The following is a 16,470-nucleotide window of genomic DNA, read 5'->3' on the forward strand; positions in this document are numbered from 1 at the left end:
TTATGACATTGCTTCAATAGTTTTTTGTTATTATTGCAACCAATTTATATAACCTCATCCTAAAATCTTGTGCTAACATATAATTAAGAAAACAGAAGCAGAGGGATATAGCATGAAAAATATCGGTTTAGTATTAGAAGGCGGCGGAATGAAAGGGTTATATACTGCAGGAGTACTCGAATACTTTATGGAAAGGGACTTATTCTTTCCGTATGTAGTCGGTGTATCCGCCGGAGCGTGTATGGGAGCAACATATTTGTCGCGTCAAAAAGGAAGAAATAAGAAAGTAAATACAGAGCTAGTAGCAGATCACAGGTATATATCTTATCGAAACTTAATTCAAAAACGTGAATTATTTGGAATGGATTTTTTATTTGATGAAGTACCAAACAAAATTGTACCGTTTGATTTTCAAACTTTCCTAAATTCAAATGAACAGTTTGTAATCGGAACGACTGATTGCGAATCAGGACAGGCAGTTTATTATAATAAAACAGAACATGGAAATGATATTTTAAAAATTATTCGTGCATCAAGCTCTGTGCCGTTTATAGCACCTGCTGTAGAATATGATAATCGAAAATTGTTAGATGGAGGGATTATAGATCCTATTCCAGTTTTTAAAGCGCAAAATGATGGTTATTTAAAAAACGTTGTTATAATGACAAAGCCAGAAGGATACGAGAAGCAGCGTAATAAATTTTCTGGACTAGCTAAAATTTTATATAGAAGATATCCAAAAATCGCAGAGCATTTAGTAGAACATTATCGTTTTTATAATGAAACTGTATCTTATATGAATCACAACGAACAAAAAGATAATTTTTATGTAATTCAGCCAAGCGCACAGCTTCCTATAAGCGGAATAGAAAGAAATAAAGAAAAGCTCGTTAATTTATATAATCTTGGCTATAAAGATGCTCATAATCATTATGAAAATTTATTGAATTGGATGGAGAAATAAAGGAGTGGAACGTTGGTATTAGGAAAAGAAGTTATTTTTAATGAATTGCAGAAAATACATAGTCCTCTATATAAACCATTTCCGAATTGTGACATTCTAAAAGTACGGAAAGATTATAAAAATATATTTACAGAAGATGATTGCATAAGTTCTGATTTAAATTATTATTGGATGCATACAGCAGCAACTTTAAATTCTGTACTAAATAAAAAAGAAAAGAATATTTCGTTTCAGCAAATACAGTGGCTAAGAAAATCGTTTTTTGAATGGTTTCCACAATATCGTTTTCTAGAAACAGAAATTGTGAAGTATCCTATTTTGCATAGAGATTTTATGAATTATGAGAAGTCCCGGAAACTATTACTTTACTATCTTACTGAATAAAGACGAAGACGCACAGGTTAAATATAGCTTGTGCGTTTTTTTAGTTCATAAAATATACAATATTATCAACTTGTTTATATAGGAATTCTAATGAGAAGAAAGAAGTACATATAGAATGATATAAGGGAGAGAGAATAAGTTTAGTAGCCGTTTTCCTTTAAGTTATTGTCCAACTTGAATATAGTTATTTATGTTAAAATATTTCGAGTAAAATCAAGTTCTTAACGATTTTATCAAACATTAAACAAAATAAATTAGAAACGCAGAAGGGACAGCACTAACATGGAAAACGTGTCAAAGATAGATAAATTGGAATCAATAAAATCTTTACAATCGACAATTCGTAAACTTGAAAATGCTTTTTCACAGATGACTCAAAAAGGAGCAAATACTACCTTAGTAAAAAAAAGGCTTAAAGCCGTTTGCATAGGGCTAGCAGTGTTAGAGAACGTGTGGAATCAAGAAAGTCATCGGTATAGCCAAGAAGAGTTAGCAGAAGCTCGTAATGTCCTTGCTGGTTTGCTCCCATCAATTGAGAGAGCCTATGATAAGTCTAAAGATGGTAGTCCTCAAAGAACGCTTTTAACAAGACGGATAAAAGCGTTGGAGCTTTCTATTCAGGCAATTGATAAACTTTCTAATAAATAACTCATCTAAATACACAACATCCTAATCTTAAATTTTATAAAAGCAATCTAGTGAAAAGAAATACAAAGGAGGAAGATGGATGACTTCAATAATTAGTCCAAAGTTAGAGGAACTTAATAATCAATTGAAAAACGGAAACGAGAAAGCTTTTTATACTTTTTTGCATGAAATAAAGTCAAATAATACGCCATTAATAGAACAGTGTCCAGTAGATAATCGGTATAAGCTTATAACGTATATATGGTTAGGGGACCGAAAAACTGAAAACGTTTATGTATTCGGTAGTTTTCCTGGTTGGGATCTGTCTGTAAATCAATTGCAACGGTTGTTACATACAGATATTTGGTATCGAACGTTTAGAACGGATAAGCGTTTTATTTCAACTTACTATTTTTCAGTAAATGATTTTTTCGAAAATGATTGGATAAAGCGTAGTGAGCAGTACCGACTAGACCGATTTAATGGAAATGTATTTGGAGAAGATGCCAATAAAGCATCCGTGTTAGAAATAGATATGAAAGTGCCGTATGATAGTCGATTTCCTTCTAATCATTATCCATCTGGAGAAATTGAAACATATTCTTTCTATAGTTCAACTTTAAATAATACACGTAAGATTCATATTTATACTCCTCATAATTATTCTCAAACTTCACACCTTCATGAACTTCTCATTGTATTTGATGGGAATTCTTTTATTAAAGACCTTTCAATCACAAGAACACTCAATTATTTAATTTATAAAAAAGAAATTCCGTCTTGTATAGCTGTTGCTATAGATCCTGTTGATCGGCTAGAAGAGCTAACCTATAACGATAAAATGAATACATTTTTAACGGAGGAATTACTTCCGTGGATTCAAGCTAAGTATCACGTATATCAAGAAGAGAGGAATACAACAATTGCCGGTTTCAGTCTCGGTGGCTTAGCAGCTTTTTATGCAGCTCTTCAAAATCCACATATTTTCGGGAATGTGTTGTCAATGTCTGGATCCGTACATTGGAAAAAGGATGGCTTTGAAAATAAAATTCCGTGGATTGAAAATCAAATTACATCTGTAAATCCCAATACGTCTCAACCTCATTTTTATTTGGCAGCAGGACAACTTGAAAACGAACCCCTTTTAACGGCTAATAAGCGCTTATATAGAGCTTTAAAAGATAAGGGATACCAAATGACTTATGAAGAGTTTCAAGGCGGTCATGACAGTGTTTGGTGGCGAGAAAAGTTATTTGATGGATTGAGAGCATTAAAACATACAAAAACCACACTATAAAATAAAAAGGAGAGAGAATCTATGAATCAAGATGAGCTAGATAAAAAACTTAAAAAACAAGAAATTTTAGTTAAAGATGAAAAAGTTTGGTCGTTCACGTATGAGGATCATATTAGTTCTATCGTTAAACAGGCAGAAAAGACAGGAGCGTTTAATGATTTACCTGGGAAAGGGAAACCTCTTAATCTTGATAAAGATCTTTCGTATAATCCTGACAAGCAACTTTATAGAACTTTGAAAAATAATCATGTTTTGCCTAGGTGGATTGAACTTTCAAAGGAAATAGATCATCTAAAAGAAAATTTAAAAGAACTAACGGATAATGCAGAAGCAGCTATGTTAATTACAACTATTAATAAAAAGGTCTCAGAACATAATTTACTTTGTCCGCCAAGTGCGCAAAAAATGAGGGTTAAAACGGATTTTTAGCTTTTTTTAATGAAACCATCTTTTGCAATATAATTGAGGTAGGCATTTATTATTTATCTTTAAAGGGAGGCAGAAGAAATGAAGAATACGTATCAGCTTCAATTACCGAAAGAACTAGAGCAGTATCGAAGTATTTTAGAAAAAAGTGTGAAACCGTATATTAAAGTGTCTGGAACGCAAGCAGAAACAACTCTTTTTGAAAGTAAGTTTGGTGGCTATCCGTATGTACCTATAAATCAAGAGCATCCTAAAGACTCAAATGGACAACCTATGATGCTACTTGCGCAGTTAAACTTTGAAGAAATGCCGCATATTGACACTATGCCTCAAAAGGGACTATTACAATTTTTCGTAAGTGCTGATGATGAACTTTTTGGAATAGATTTGGACCATCCAACTAGCCAAAAAGACTTTCGAATTATTTATTATTCTACAATAACGGAAGATTTAACTAAGGTTATTACTGATTTTAGTTATTTAAACACTTTAGATTTAGAGCATTTTATCATACCTGAAGCAGCTAAACTAAAGTTTGAATTGGATTATCAACCGGTAACATCAAGAGATTATCGATTTGAAAAAATTTTTAAGGAAAACATTGATCGGGAAGAAATTGTTGATGAAGAAAATAAAACAAAATTAGGCGAACTGTATGATGATCTATACGAAGATCAAGGGCATAAGATTGGCGGTTATCCATTTTTCACACAGACAGATCCGAGGGAATGGGAAGAAAAATACCAACAACACGATATGTTATTGCTGCAAATCGATACAGATGATTCATTAAATATTATGTGGGGAGATTCTGGTGTTGCTAATTTCTTTATACGCAAGGAAGATTTATTAAACCTAGATTTTTCCAATGTTATTTATAATTGGGATTGTTACTAAAAATAGATAAATGGATTACTAGCCAGCAAAAGAAATCTTCCTGAAGGTGAGGAGGATTTTTTTACGTTAAAAATAAACGTTATGTTAACTAGAATGAAGAATGCAATGAAAGTCAAGCGTAAATAAAAGAAATAACAACAAAAATATAAAATAATAAAACATATGTAATTAGCAATAAATCTATAAAGCAAAACATAAAATGAAATTTATCATTTATATAGAAAAATTTATTTCGCATAAAAAAATTCCGTACTAATCAAAATTATTTTTGACTCGTTAAACGATAATCAATCGATTAAGATTTGCTGTGGATTAATTTATAGCAAAATAAACGATAAAAACTGTAGAAATTCATTTAGATAAGATTTTATGTGAATCTCATTAAAAATACCCGTTTCGTCTCATTAAGTATAGTTTACTTGGTTTTTGATACAGGCAAACACTTACTCTATACAACTTCGTATAATATATATTATGTTAACTAGCAAAAAGTAATAAACTTATTATATGTTAGTAGCGGTTATTAGTCTCCCCTTTTTAATTGGGTTCATAATGTGTTGTAGATTGTGTGGTTATTTGTTTTTTTAAGTTATTTATGTTGTGTTATTGATGAGAATGTTTCCGTGTATAATTTATATTTTAGTTAATAAAAAACGCAATTCATTTAAAGTGAACGAATTGCGTTGATATGATTAAGAATAAGTTTTTAAAATTAGTTTGCTACAGCAATTGCTTCGATTTCGATTAATAATTTATTGTTAATCAATTTGTTAACTTCTACAGCTGAACTTGCTGGTGGATTGTTTGTGTTGATGTATTGATCTCGAATATCTCTAACAATGGCCATTTGAGAAATGTCCGTCAAGAAAAATGTTAATTTTACTACATCATTAAAATTTAATTCTGAAGCTTCTAATGCTACTTTAATATTTTCAAATACTTGGCGCGTTTGTGTACCTAAATCGCCATTCCTAACTATATGACCATCAACATTAATCGCTACTTGTCCTGATATGTAAATTGTCCGTTTAGCGTTACTAACCTCAACAATATGTGAGTATCCAAAAGTTGCTGGCATAGTTTCCGGATTGATAAATTTCTTTTGCAAGGTGCATCTCCCCTATTTATATCGTGTTTTCTTCATGTTTAATTTTAGATGACTATCTATTTTACAAATGATTTTTCACATATCCTTCTGCTACATATGTGGAGTTATAATACGCTGCTTATATTTATAAAATTAGGTATTTAATAGATTATATATGTTTGATTTTCTTGAGTGCTGATACTAATTATGCCTTGTTTTATTAATTCTTCAGTTATTTTTGTATAGAAAAAGTGATACCACCAAATAAAAAATTCTTCGTAAGTTATTTCTTTTGAGTATCTGCTGCTTGCAAAGTATTCTTTTAAAGGCTTTTCATTTTCTTTACATAATAAGATCAAATCTTTACTGATTGTGTTCGCGATTTCGTTAAGTATAGATAAGTCTTTGGCTTTAAACACCGGGATAATTGATTGCGAATTTTTATACAAGCCTAATTTTTCGTATAATAAATTTAAATTTAAGTCTACTTGTCTATCTGCCGCTACAAAATTTTTAACTAATTGTTTTTTGTATAATTAATATCAGTAATAGTATCGTGAAAATACTCTTCAAACGTTTCTTTATTCGCAGTTATTAAATTCAAAGTTGTATATCGTGTGTTTCTATAAAGGCCAATTTGAACTTCTCCTAAATCTAAATACGTATTACCATACATTCCAAAGGACTCTTTGTCTGTTTGTTCTTGTTCTAGAATCGCATAATAATATCTTTTATTGTTTCTCAAAGGCCGTTCTGTTTCTAAATAGTTTTCTTCAATGTTAATTATTTGTCCAAAATCTAATAACACACCACTATATAGTAAAAGACTATACGATTCTTTAGATAAATGATTAAATGTCTCGATTCTTTTAGACATAGCATCAATTTGATTAGAATACTTTTCAATTATGTTAAGTGCAGTTTTAATTAGAGGCTCACATAGGTTATACAGTTTTTCTCCTTCATTAGCTGTTATAACCATACATGTTGGATAGTAACTCCCTTCTGTCTTATTCAATAAACCTTCTAGTTCTAATGCGTGCATTTGTTTTTCGAATTCCTCGTTAGTCCAAGTTAGCTTCGTTTTTATAGTATTTGATTCTATGCCCAGATGGAGCATTACAAGTAAATATTGAAGGTTTGTTCCGCTTATTTTTAAAGTTGGATAATTGTCAACTTATGAAATCATTTTTGTCTCATAAGTTGTTTTAAGTATTTTCTCCGGAGTATAATTAGCAAGCATTTTAAAATCCCTTCTTTTTTAGTAATTTAATTGTAAAACCTATGTATTTACTATGTTCTATAAATAAAAATAAGTATCCTTTAATGATTTCAAATAAAAAACCTTAGTATAGCTATGTTGATACCTATACTAAGGTTATCTAGAATTCTATATTTAGTTATTGCTATTTAATAGTTTGCATTTAGACTTCTTTTTTCTTTCTTCTAGCATTTATAGACTCTCCTTCCTGTGGATAATTAGTTACCTATCTGCTTCTATAACATATAACGAAACGTACGTTCTTTGTTGTTTATGAGAAAGAATTTACTTAAGCAAAACAATTTACAAATACATAATATTAGTTTTAGCTGCTGCTAAATGAATTCTATTTTATATATCCAAATAATAAATTTGAAGAATTTATGAAATGTACTGCATTAAAGATGAAAGGTAAAACGATATAGTTTACACTAATAACAGCTAGAATAACAACATACGTATATTGTTAAACGTAAAAAGGAGAACTAATGAAAAAGAAATATATAAATCAAATTCATACTGATGTAAGTTTTAATCCGAAAGATATTATCGGTTTAATGACTGATTACTTTAAAATGAAAACAAAGCTACGTCCTATAAAGAATTTACCTATTGCTTTATCGAATAAAGATAATGAGTCTTTAGATAGTGTTACATGGTTTGGACATTCTGCTGCTCTTTTAAAAATAGAAGGTAAAAAGCTGTTATTAGATCCTATGTTTGGCGATGCCTCTTCCCCGTTCCCTATTTTTAATAGTAAACGTTATAGTGGTGCTTTTTCTTTAGAACGTGAAGATCTTCAGGAAATTGATGCGATTATCATTTCGCATAATCACTATGACCATTTAAATTACAAAAGTATTATGCAGTTAAAAGATCGTGCAAAACACTTTTATGTTCCGACTGGAGTTGCGCGTTATCTTATTAAATGGGGTGTTTCACCTAGTAAAATTAGTGAGCATAATTGGTGGGATGAAATTATGTTTGATAATATTAAGTTAGTTTGTGCACCTGCAAGGCATTTCTCTGGACGAAGTATGACAGATAGAGATTGTTCGTTATGGTGTTCATGGCTTATTCTTGGTCAAGAAACGAAAGTCTTCTTTAGTGGTGATAGCGGTTATGCGTCTCACTTTAAGGAAATTGGTGAGAAATATGGTCCATTCGATCTTACTTTAATGGAATGCGGACAGTACGATACGAGATGGTCTGCTATTCATATGTTGCCAGAAGAAACAGTACAAGCTCATATTGACGTTAAAGGAGAATTGCTCGTTCCTATTCATTGGGGTGCTTTTACGTTAGCATTACATGAATGGAGTGATCCTATTGAACGTGTTACGAAAGAAGCAAATCGTTTAGGGGTTAATATTGCAACGCCACAAATCGGTGAAGCTATTACGTTACAATCTAAAGATTATCCTACGGCTGCTTGGTGGCGAGAAGTGTAAGTATAATAAAAAGCGAACCAATTTAATATTGATGGTTCGCTTTTTATTCATTTATGACTCATCTATTAATATTCTTTGTTTTATCTATTGGAATTGCATTTGCATTTTTTCTTTTTTCATGAGCCCCTCCTTCTATTAAATATTAATCGCCCCTAATTACTACTTTACTATATTTGCTTTCCCGCTATCTAAAACTCTACTTGTCGGCACGGAGGTAATATCAATGACTGTATTCATGCTCTTATCAGTTAGTTCAATGAGTTCGTTTTCGTGATTAATTTTATTTAAATCCCACACCATTGCATTGAACTCGTTATGCTGTCCACTCACCCTTAAAATATTTTTTGTTTTACTTGAAGGTTGTATTTGTAGATTTGTAAATTGATTCCCGCTAATCTCATTTGGCGTAGTTAAATTACTATCCATATAAATCATATTTACACAATCCTCTAGAGAGAAGTTCATAAAACGGTTGGCATTTATCCAGGAATGTCCAGCTTTCGGTTTTTTCGCTACTAATTTTAGCCCTGTTTCCATTCCTGCTACTTTAATGTTTTCGAAGTTAACAAACGAAATCTCATTTTCTTTGCCACCGGAGTATAAAGAAATCCCTGTACCTTTGTTCGTTTCCGTCCAATTGATAATGTTAATATCTTTTACTTGTGTTTTGTTCCAAGTGTTATAGTACTTATTTTTGCCGTCTAAATATATAACTTCAGAATTAAATTTAGGATCGTCAATAGCTATATAAGCTCCTTCAATAGAAGCATTTTTTTCTAGTTCCAGAACCCTAAAGTTTCCCTCTACAACAAATTGTGTTCCATAACCGAATAATAGTTTTACACCTTGTTTAACGATAATTGGTGAAGTGATTTTATACTTTTTATCATCGAGCAAAACCGTTTTAATTTTACTTGATTCTGCTTTATTAATAGCTACTTGAATTTTATTTGAATCATTTTTACCTTTAAAGTCTTCAACAAACAGTTTATCATTTTGAACTAAACTTTCTTTATTGTAATGAAAAAAAGCAAAAGTAATTAGAACAATACCTAAGAGTAAAGCGATTATTTTCTTCATAATACTCACCCTCACGTTAAAATTTATCTTTAGTTACATTTCGATTACACTAACTATTTTCTGTTCATGCTTACACTAATTTATGTATTGAATCTATTGGGCTGGTCTGCTTAGCTAATTCTTTATTCTTATACTCTACTAATTTATGATTTGATAAAACGCAAGAGTGCTCTAATATTAATTCATTATAAAGTACTTCAGTTAAAAATTTAGGTATCATCTCTCCTACGCCGTAATTATAGTCACTTAGAATCCAAGATACCTCTTTCCAATCTAGAATTCCTTCTGAGACTTTTTTTGGAGTGTGATATGTAAATTCATTAAGTAGCTTTACTAAATAGACATACATGCCACCAGAATATGAGGAATCCTCCCATTTAATAATGCCTTTAAATTGAATTTGATTTTGTTCAACATCTATATTTGTTTCTTCTTTTATTTCACGAATTGCATTTTCTAACGGTGTTTCTCCTTTTTCTATCTTCCCTCCTACACCATTCCATAATCCTTTTACAGGATCATATTCTCTATTTAGCATAAGTATTTCTTCATTTCTTTTTATAAAACATAAAGTGTGCTTGTACATAATTTAATTCCTTCCTTTGTTCTCAATAAGTTCTAACAGGTGATATTAAATATACTGCTGCAGATTGTTCACCTGCTTCAATTAATATCGGTCTCATGGAACCACCAAAACTTAAAGTAACTCTATCTTCTTTTATTGCTTTTAAAGTATCGACCATATATCGTCCATCGAAAGATATATTTAATTGCTTTTCACCGTGAATAGCATCTATTTGTTGTGTCTCGGATATTTTACCAATTTGAGAAGCGTTGGAAGAAATTTGTATTGTGCATTCGTCGATGATTTCTAAGTTAACGTTGTTGTTTGCCCATTCACTAGCCAATAAACTTGAACGATCTACACCTTGTAAAATCTTTTTTCTATCTATATTAATAATCGTTTGGGATTCATTTGGAATTAGGCCGGATATATTAGGATATTTCCCTTCAATAAGCCTTGAATACAACGTAATTGTACCGAATTTAAAAATAATGTGACTCTCTGAAAGATATATGTATACTAAATTTGAATTACTGTTCATTAATTTTAGTAGTTCACTAATAGTGGAACCTGGTACAATGCAATTTAATTTCGCATGTGAAGAAATGGGTATTTCACGTAAAGCCAGTCTGTGCGAATCAGTAGCAGCACAAATTAATTTGTTATGATCAATAACGAAATGTACGCCAGTAAGAACTGGTCTAGATTCATTTTTAGCAGTTGCAAAGACAGTTTGTTTGAATACCTCAATCAGCTGTTCCGTTTCTACTTGTATTTCTGTATGTGAGTCTAAAAATGGTACATTAGGAAATTCATTTGCCGAGAGTCCATTTAAGTTTAAAGTAATTTCATCTGATTGAATTGTAATCAACTGCTCATTCATACTTTTTATTAAAATCTCACTTGGCATTTTCTTAATAATTTCAATGAAATACTTTGCTGGTACAACAATACTTCCTGCTTTTAAAATAGTTGTAATTTGTTCGTCTTCAATTGAAATAGGTATAAATTTTTCAATGAAAATATTCGAATTACTTGCGATTAAAGTAATTCCAGATTGATCTGCTGTTATCTTTATTCCGGATAATATAGGAATTAAAGTTTTTGTTGAGATAGCTTTACTTACTTCTGAAAGAGCTTGTGTAAATTGTTTGTGATTAACGATAAACTCCATTTTTCCCCCGCCTTAAATTAAATACTATCTTTATGAAGATTGATGAATAATAGTTCCATTAAAAATATAAGGAACTGTTTCTTTCTTTTGTAAAAGGCTTTTTAAGTGTTCTGGTATACGTAAATAAGGTTCTGCTGAATCTAATTCCATCCAGGTAATCTCCTCAATCTCTTTTGGCCGTGATATACAGATTTCCCCTCCGGTTATTTCTCCTAAAAAATTAAAGAAGATTGCATGATGTCCTCTCTCCTCAAAAAAGGCTTCACTAATGGAAAAAACCCCTTTTACGGATATGTCTAGCCCTGTTTCTTCTTTCACTTCACGAATTGCTGCCTCTTCTAACGTTTCCCCGAATTTAACTGCTCCACCTGGTAAAGTGTAATAAGAACCATTTTCCCCTTTGTTTTTAACCATTAATAGCTTTTCATGAGTTTCATCATATAGAAGTGCGTATGTAACATTTACTTTTTTCATATGTAACCCCCTTGAATGGTGAAAATTTTCTGTCTTTATTTTATTCTATCATTAAATTGTTTTGATTCATAAAAAGTAATTTGAGTAAATAACTAATACGAAACGATATCGTGTTCATAGACACACAAAAGAAAAGAGCATATTTTGAAAAAGATTAATCATAATACACTCTTTAATGGATTCATGTATAACCTTTTTTCTAAATAGTAATGATTATGCCCTTTAGGATAATCTTCACTTACCCCTATCACTTTATATCCATGCTTCTTATAAAAATTAGGGGCTTGGAAACTAAAAGTATCTAATTTGATTAGCCTACATTCTTTTTTTATTGCAAATTCTTCAATAAGATTCATTAAATTGCTTCCATAACCTTCATGCCTGTATTCTTCAGCAACCCATAGGAAGTCAACATATACATGGTGCCAAAATGTGATTGCCGTTATCCCTCCTACTATTTCTTCTTTTTCATTCTTCACTATAAAACTAATCTTTTCTGAAGGTGTTTTTTCTTCATTTGAAAGTTGTTTTTGGTTATATTCAATTACTTTTTCTCTTATGTAATCACTATCTTCTTGTACCCATTGCTTTACTATTTGCATTTTAACTATCACGCCCCTTTACATTATTTATTCAATTTAATAATCGGAATTTCCTATCTTCTTTAATGTTAGTTATGTAGTAAGTACAGGGACAAAATTAGATTTTTTGAATGGCATCCATTGTTTATACATTATGCTGTAATGAAAAAGAGCCCTAGTATAAGGACTCTTTCTTAGCATTAAGCTATTTTTCGATTTAACGATTTGATTTCCTTCTTCTTTTCTGCATTTGGAGGACGGATTACTATAGAGATAACGAAAGATATAACACATAGAACACCGATTGTAATGAAGGTTGGCTGAAATCCGCCAAGTAGTGCTCCAATGAATGATCCTGCAAGTGCACCAAATCCGAAACCTTGGTAAACAATCCCGTAGTTTGTACTATGGTTTTTTAATCCGAAGAAGTCTCCCACAATTGCTGGGAAGATAGTGATGTTACCACCAAAGCAAAAGGCAACACTTGCTACACAAGCAAAATAAATCCCGTAATTTAGTGGAATAAAACTTAAAGTGAAGACGGACAATCCAATAATAATAAATGTAGCAGAGACGATTTTTAATCGACCTATTTTATCTGATAACGTTCCAAGAATAATTCTACCTATTGTATTAAAGATTGCGATCATTGCGACGGCATTAGCGGCAGTCGCTACACTAAGACCAACGAGCTGCACCCCGATGTCTTTTACCATACCGATTAAATAAAGTCCGCCCATACATGATGTGAATAACATAAAAAATAAGAGATATACTTGTTTTGTTTTCATCATTTCACGCGGTGTATAATCATTGTGTAATGTTTCAGTTGCAGTGTTACTTACAATTGCTTCACGTAAGAAGAATGATCCTATCAACACTAATAGTAAGACGATAATACCCCAATATAAAAATGCTTGTGATACTCCAAGACTGTTGATAAGATTTCCGTTTATATATCTAAAGATTAAGCTTCCCATTCCATATGCCGAAACAGATATACCAGAAATAAGTCCTTTACGGTTTGGAAACCATTTAATTAAATTAGATAGTGATGTAATATATGCTGTTCCATCAGCGTATCCAACGACAACACCGGCTAATAAATAAAGTAATGGTAATGAGGAAACTTGTGAACTAAGTATTAAACCGAGCCCTAAAACAATTCCTGCAGTAGCGATAAGTTTACGAAGTCCAAATTTTTGTTGTAGCTTTCCTGCAAATAGAGTTGAGAATGATAAAGAAAAACTCGTAATTGAGAACGTGATCGCGACTGAATTGAGGTTCCATCCAAACTTACTTACAAGGGGTTGATTAAATAAACTCCATGTGTAAATTGTTCCTAGGCCAATTTGAACAATGATTGTACCTAGAACAATTAGCAATGGATTTATAGATGTTTGTTTCATGCTAACTGTCCCCTTCTTTTATCATGACATGAATTTTCACAGTTAGTATATCCATGATAAATTGCAAGATACTGTAAGGAAAATGGAAATTGAGTTAGCTTACACAAAAAGACACTTCATCAAGAAGTGCCTTTTTGTAGGTTATATACAGCATTTAAAGAAAGCTTTGTTAAGATAAGACATTTTCGAATGCTTATGTATATATGTTATCAAATAATTTGCTGAAAGTGATGAGACTTAAGACGTATTTTTCTTTCATAAATAAGTCGGAGAGAAAATTAATATTCAATTTCCTCAAAGTCTTTCGGCTGCGGTACAGTTTGCATATTAGCTGCATCTTTCGGATCGCTATAAATCGCGTTTTGTTCTGTGTTTACATCCTTTATATTTTGCTTTTTATTTTTAGTCACTTCATTTTTCATTAAAGTTCACTCCTTTTTATTATAGGAGTAGTTATACCCTAACCATATTATTTTTACTGCTACTAAATGTATCAGCGACTAAATTGCTAAATTCACGTAAATAATATAAATAATTATCCCCACCATAGTTGTATCTTTTATTGTACATTTTAGCAACGACGACATTATATTCTGGAATGACTAATATCGTTGGTCCTGTAATTCCTAATATTTGATAGGAACCTTTAGGAACTCGCTCACCAAGTTCGCTAAATAAAGCAGGTTCATTTTGAACGAACCAAAACAACCCGTTTTGAGGTAGTTCTTTATTTGTATACTCTGGACTTTGTAAGCTCGTAGCAAGTGCTATAACTTTTTTTGGCACAATTTGTTTACCATTTAAAAACCCTTTATTTAAATGAAGGTTACCCCAAAATGCAAATTCTCTCGCAGAGACAAAAAGATTTTTCTCGGTGCCGTCATCTACTGCACCAACACTACTTATTGCATCTTCATCTGGGTTTACAACAACCTTAACTAAATTATCATCTTGTTTTATTCTCCATCCAGTTTCTTTGAAATCAGCAGGTATGAATACACGCTCCTTTAATAGTTCAGGAAAACTCTTATTATACAGTTGATAAATAAGCTGCGTCACCATTCTTACATTAATATCTCTGTACGCCCAAGCTTGTCCCGGCTCAAATTCACGAAAAGCTGTCCCATCATCGGTTTCATTTAAACCGTGTGAATGAGTTACTAAATGTCTTATCGTTGTCTTTCCAAGTAATGAAGGATCATATTCTTTAAAATAATTTACAGCCTCGTCATCAAGAGATTTTATTTTCCCCTCATAAACTGCATAAGCTACCATTAATCCTAAATAGCTTTTTCTTGCGGAAGCGACATTGAATTGTGAAGATATAGTTACTTTTTTACTAGTAGGAGTATTTGAATGCGTTCCACTATAATGCTCTAGCACAATCTTATTATCTTTCATAATACAAAGTGCTGCCGTAGAACTTTGATTTGTCTCTTTAATGTTTTCTACCCATGAAATTAATTTTTCATATTTGTACAAATAAATATCCCCCTAAAACATATAAAAATAACAGCATGAAAGAAAAGTTTCAATACATTATAACTTTGCATCTACACTTTTCTTTCATGTGAAATATTATTGATCTATAGTACTTAAATAATCCACCAGTTCCAGCAATTAGAACAGCTGAAACAACCAACACAGCCTACACAACCGCCGCAACGTCCGCCGCCGCAACCACCACAGCGACCACCACAACCGCCACCGCCACAACGTCCGCCGCCACCGCATCCGCCACAACGACGTGCATCGTCTTGAATGTAGTAATATGGATATTGATTTTGTTGCTGATCCCAATACACAACATTACCAGGTTGATAAGCATTAAGGTTTAACGCTTGTAGTTCTTGTTGAAACTCATTCATTATGAAACCCTCCATTTACAAATGTAAATTCCGTCCAAATTTTCGAGTTTATTTACTTTTAAAAATAAAGTAGAAATAAGGCTATAGACTAAATGCGTACATCAACAAAATATGACTTTACACTAGGTGATGTACCTTGTTTATGAGCCTATTTTCTTTATATTCTTTTAGTGGACGGAATTAATATAAATAGAGACAATTAAAAGTTACTAATCCAGCAAGTTAATAGTTCATCACTTAATTTTCTTTCTAGTAATTCTTTTACTGAAGGTGTCGGCATTATTGTATAGGAATTTATATTTTCTTTATTAAAATCAATCCAGTGAAATGCTAAATGGGACTCTTTAGATATTGGAGTGAAATCGGATTTTAACTCATTTGAATCTATTTCAAAAATGTGGTTAATTTCATGGTGGAGGGTTTCTTTGGCTTGCCATTGATTTTCTATGACGCCTAAAAATTGTTTTATACTGCAAGTTACCCCAAGTTCTTCTCGTAACTCTCTTATTAGTGCATTCTCTGCTGATTCCCCAATTTCAACATGCCCACCGGGTAAAAAATAGTGATGTCCTATGTATTTAGCAACTAGTAATTTTTCATCTTTTATCATGATAGCTCGTACAATATGATGGAATTTACTTTTCATTTTGTATTCCTCCTAATCATTCACTTTATACTTGCTCGAAAATTTTCATTTAAAAGCGGGATAATATAAATCATAGGTGTTTCATATGGGTGAATTTCATTGATAATTGCAAGAGTACCTTTTACAAGTTCTCGTTTATACGTTAATTAAAACTAATAATTTTGATAAATGATTCTAAAAAAGAGTATGTTTATGAAGAAAATTATCAAAACATACTCTTAATATTTTTAGTTGATTCATTCTTTTACAATAAGGTTTGATTAGCCCTATTCTTTGCGG

The 16,470-nt window shown here is 31.6% G+C and carries 18 protein-coding genes and 1 pseudogene; 7 read left to right on the forward strand and 12 right to left on the reverse strand.

Going from position 1 to position 16,470, the window contains the following annotated elements; all coding sequences use genetic code 11:
- Window positions 1–112: 112 nt before the first annotated feature.
- The 6 genes from MR066_RS00620 to MR066_RS00645 all read left to right on the forward strand — a co-directional run bounded on the left by MR066_RS00620 (window position 113) and on the right by MR066_RS00645 (window position 4,595).
- Window positions 113–964, forward strand: a complete 852-nt coding sequence (locus tag MR066_RS00620) for a patatin-like phospholipase family protein (protein WP_242245601.1) — start codon at window positions 113–115, stop codon at window positions 962–964.
- 12 nt (window positions 965–976) lie between these two features.
- On the forward strand, window positions 977–1,348 hold the full coding sequence (locus tag MR066_RS00625; RefSeq protein ID WP_242245603.1) for a YxiJ-like family protein: 372 nt from the start codon (window positions 977–979) through the stop codon (window positions 1,346–1,348).
- A 282-nt stretch (window positions 1,349–1,630) separates the two neighbouring features.
- Window positions 1,631–1,996, forward strand: coding sequence for a hypothetical protein (locus MR066_RS00630; protein WP_113936397.1), 366 nt, complete (start codon window positions 1,631–1,633; stop codon window positions 1,994–1,996).
- 79 nt (window positions 1,997–2,075) lie between these two features.
- Window positions 2,076–3,272, forward strand: a complete 1,197-nt coding sequence (locus MR066_RS00635; RefSeq protein WP_219302415.1) for an alpha/beta hydrolase-fold protein — start codon at window positions 2,076–2,078, stop codon at window positions 3,270–3,272.
- Window positions 3,273–3,293: 21 nt separating this feature from the next.
- On the forward strand, window positions 3,294–3,701 hold the full coding sequence (locus MR066_RS00640) for a DnaJ family domain-containing protein (protein WP_113936396.1): 408 nt from the start codon (window positions 3,294–3,296) through the stop codon (window positions 3,699–3,701).
- A gap of 78 nt (window positions 3,702–3,779) precedes the next feature.
- Window positions 3,780–4,595, forward strand: coding sequence for a YwqG family protein (locus tag MR066_RS00645; RefSeq protein WP_242245604.1), 816 nt, complete (start codon window positions 3,780–3,782; stop codon window positions 4,593–4,595).
- Between the two features lie 712 nt (window positions 4,596–5,307).
- Here the strand turns inward: MR066_RS00645 and MR066_RS00650 are convergent.
- Window positions 5,308–5,703, reverse strand: a complete 396-nt coding sequence (locus MR066_RS00650; RefSeq protein ID WP_242245605.1) for a RidA family protein — start codon at window positions 5,701–5,703, stop codon at window positions 5,308–5,310.
- Window positions 5,704–5,843: 140 nt separating this feature from the next.
- Window positions 5,844–6,802 (reverse strand): annotated as a pseudogene (locus MR066_RS00655) (hypothetical protein).
- 629 nt (window positions 6,803–7,431) lie between these two features.
- Between MR066_RS00655 and MR066_RS00660 the strand changes: the two are divergent.
- Window positions 7,432–8,394 carry an MBL fold metallo-hydrolase gene (locus MR066_RS00660; RefSeq protein ID WP_242245606.1) on the forward strand — a complete coding sequence of 321 codons (963 nt, stop codon included), beginning with the start codon at window positions 7,432–7,434 and terminating at the stop codon, window positions 8,392–8,394.
- 159 nt (window positions 8,395–8,553) lie between these two features.
- On the opposite strand, the gene MR066_RS00665 is transcribed toward MR066_RS00660, so the two are convergent.
- From MR066_RS00665 to MR066_RS00710, 10 genes are all read right to left on the reverse strand, one after another.
- Window positions 8,554–9,474 (reverse strand): hypothetical protein, encoded by a 921-nt coding sequence (locus MR066_RS00665; protein ID WP_242245607.1) that lies wholly within the window; start codon window positions 9,472–9,474, stop codon window positions 8,554–8,556.
- Between the two features lie 70 nt (window positions 9,475–9,544).
- A complete protein-coding gene (locus MR066_RS00670; protein WP_003189593.1) occupies window positions 9,545–10,060 on the reverse strand; it encodes an NUDIX hydrolase in 516 nt (171 codons plus the stop codon).
- Between the two features lie 22 nt (window positions 10,061–10,082).
- A complete protein-coding gene (gene dnaN / locus MR066_RS00675; protein WP_242245608.1) occupies window positions 10,083–11,213 on the reverse strand; it encodes a DNA polymerase III subunit beta in 1,131 nt (376 codons plus the stop codon).
- A 30-nt stretch (window positions 11,214–11,243) separates the two neighbouring features.
- Window positions 11,244–11,687: an NUDIX hydrolase gene (locus tag MR066_RS00680; protein WP_242245609.1), complete on the reverse strand. Its 444-nt coding sequence runs from the start codon at window positions 11,685–11,687 to the stop codon at window positions 11,244–11,246.
- A 158-nt stretch (window positions 11,688–11,845) separates the two neighbouring features.
- On the reverse strand, window positions 11,846–12,289 hold the full coding sequence (locus tag MR066_RS00685; RefSeq protein ID WP_242245610.1) for a GNAT family N-acetyltransferase: 444 nt from the start codon (window positions 12,287–12,289) through the stop codon (window positions 11,846–11,848).
- A gap of 179 nt (window positions 12,290–12,468) precedes the next feature.
- Window positions 12,469–13,677 carry an L-lactate MFS transporter gene (locus MR066_RS00690; RefSeq protein ID WP_242245611.1) on the reverse strand — a complete coding sequence of 403 codons (1,209 nt, stop codon included), beginning with the start codon at window positions 13,675–13,677 and terminating at the stop codon, window positions 12,469–12,471.
- A 278-nt stretch (window positions 13,678–13,955) separates the two neighbouring features.
- Window positions 13,956–14,099, reverse strand: a complete 144-nt coding sequence (locus MR066_RS00695) for a hypothetical protein (RefSeq protein ID WP_060751173.1) — start codon at window positions 14,097–14,099, stop codon at window positions 13,956–13,958.
- Between the two features lie 31 nt (window positions 14,100–14,130).
- Window positions 14,131–15,159: a serine hydrolase domain-containing protein gene (locus MR066_RS00700; protein ID WP_242245612.1), complete on the reverse strand. Its 1,029-nt coding sequence runs from the start codon at window positions 15,157–15,159 to the stop codon at window positions 14,131–14,133.
- Window positions 15,160–15,272: 113 nt separating this feature from the next.
- Window positions 15,273–15,545, reverse strand: a complete 273-nt coding sequence (locus MR066_RS00705) for a heterocycloanthracin/sonorensin family bacteriocin (RefSeq protein ID WP_242245613.1) — start codon at window positions 15,543–15,545, stop codon at window positions 15,273–15,275.
- Window positions 15,546–15,744: 199 nt separating this feature from the next.
- Entirely contained in the window at window positions 15,745–16,191 is a 447-nt protein-coding gene (locus tag MR066_RS00710) for an NUDIX domain-containing protein (protein WP_044441628.1), read from the reverse strand.
- Window positions 16,192–16,470: the final 279 nt, after the last annotated feature.

The organism is Bacillus cereus group sp. BfR-BA-01523, from assembly GCF_022662615.1.
Classification (GTDB): domain Bacteria; phylum Bacillota; class Bacilli; order Bacillales; family Bacillaceae_G; genus Bacillus_A; species Bacillus_A mycoides.

Coding starts and splice junctions, on each gene's coding strand:
- MR066_RS00710 (WP_044441628.1), bottom strand. CDS start 16,191: ATGAAAAGTAAATTCCATCATATTGTACGAGCTATCATGATAAAAGAT.
- MR066_RS00680 (WP_242245609.1), bottom strand. CDS start 11,687: ATGAAAAAAGTAAATGTTACATACGCACTTCTATATGATGAAACTCAT.
- MR066_RS00685 (WP_242245610.1), bottom strand. CDS start 12,289: ATGCAAATAGTAAAGCAATGGGTACAAGAAGATAGTGATTACATAAGA.
- MR066_RS00635 (WP_219302415.1), top strand. CDS start 2,076: ATGACTTCAATAATTAGTCCAAAGTTAGAGGAACTTAATAATCAATTG.
- MR066_RS00660 (WP_242245606.1), top strand. CDS start 7,432: ATGAAAAAGAAATATATAAATCAAATTCATACTGATGTAAGTTTTAAT.
- MR066_RS00645 (WP_242245604.1), top strand. CDS start 3,780: ATGAAGAATACGTATCAGCTTCAATTACCGAAAGAACTAGAGCAGTAT.
- MR066_RS00630 (WP_113936397.1), top strand. CDS start 1,631: ATGGAAAACGTGTCAAAGATAGATAAATTGGAATCAATAAAATCTTTA.
- MR066_RS00690 (WP_242245611.1), bottom strand. CDS start 13,677: ATGAAACAAACATCTATAAATCCATTGCTAATTGTTCTAGGTACAATC.
- dnaN (WP_242245608.1), bottom strand. CDS start 11,213: ATGGAGTTTATCGTTAATCACAAACAATTTACACAAGCTCTTTCAGAA.
- MR066_RS00620 (WP_242245601.1), top strand. CDS start 113: ATGAAAAATATCGGTTTAGTATTAGAAGGCGGCGGAATGAAAGGGTTA.
- MR066_RS00640 (WP_113936396.1), top strand. CDS start 3,294: ATGAATCAAGATGAGCTAGATAAAAAACTTAAAAAACAAGAAATTTTA.
- MR066_RS00705 (WP_242245613.1), bottom strand. CDS start 15,545: ATGAATGAGTTTCAACAAGAACTACAAGCGTTAAACCTTAATGCTTAT.
- MR066_RS00695 (WP_060751173.1), bottom strand. CDS start 14,099: ATGAAAAATGAAGTGACTAAAAATAAAAAGCAAAATATAAAGGATGTA.
- MR066_RS00670 (WP_003189593.1), bottom strand. CDS start 10,060: ATGTACAAGCACACTTTATGTTTTATAAAAAGAAATGAAGAAATACTT.
- MR066_RS00665 (WP_242245607.1), bottom strand. CDS start 9,474: ATGAAGAAAATAATCGCTTTACTCTTAGGTATTGTTCTAATTACTTTT.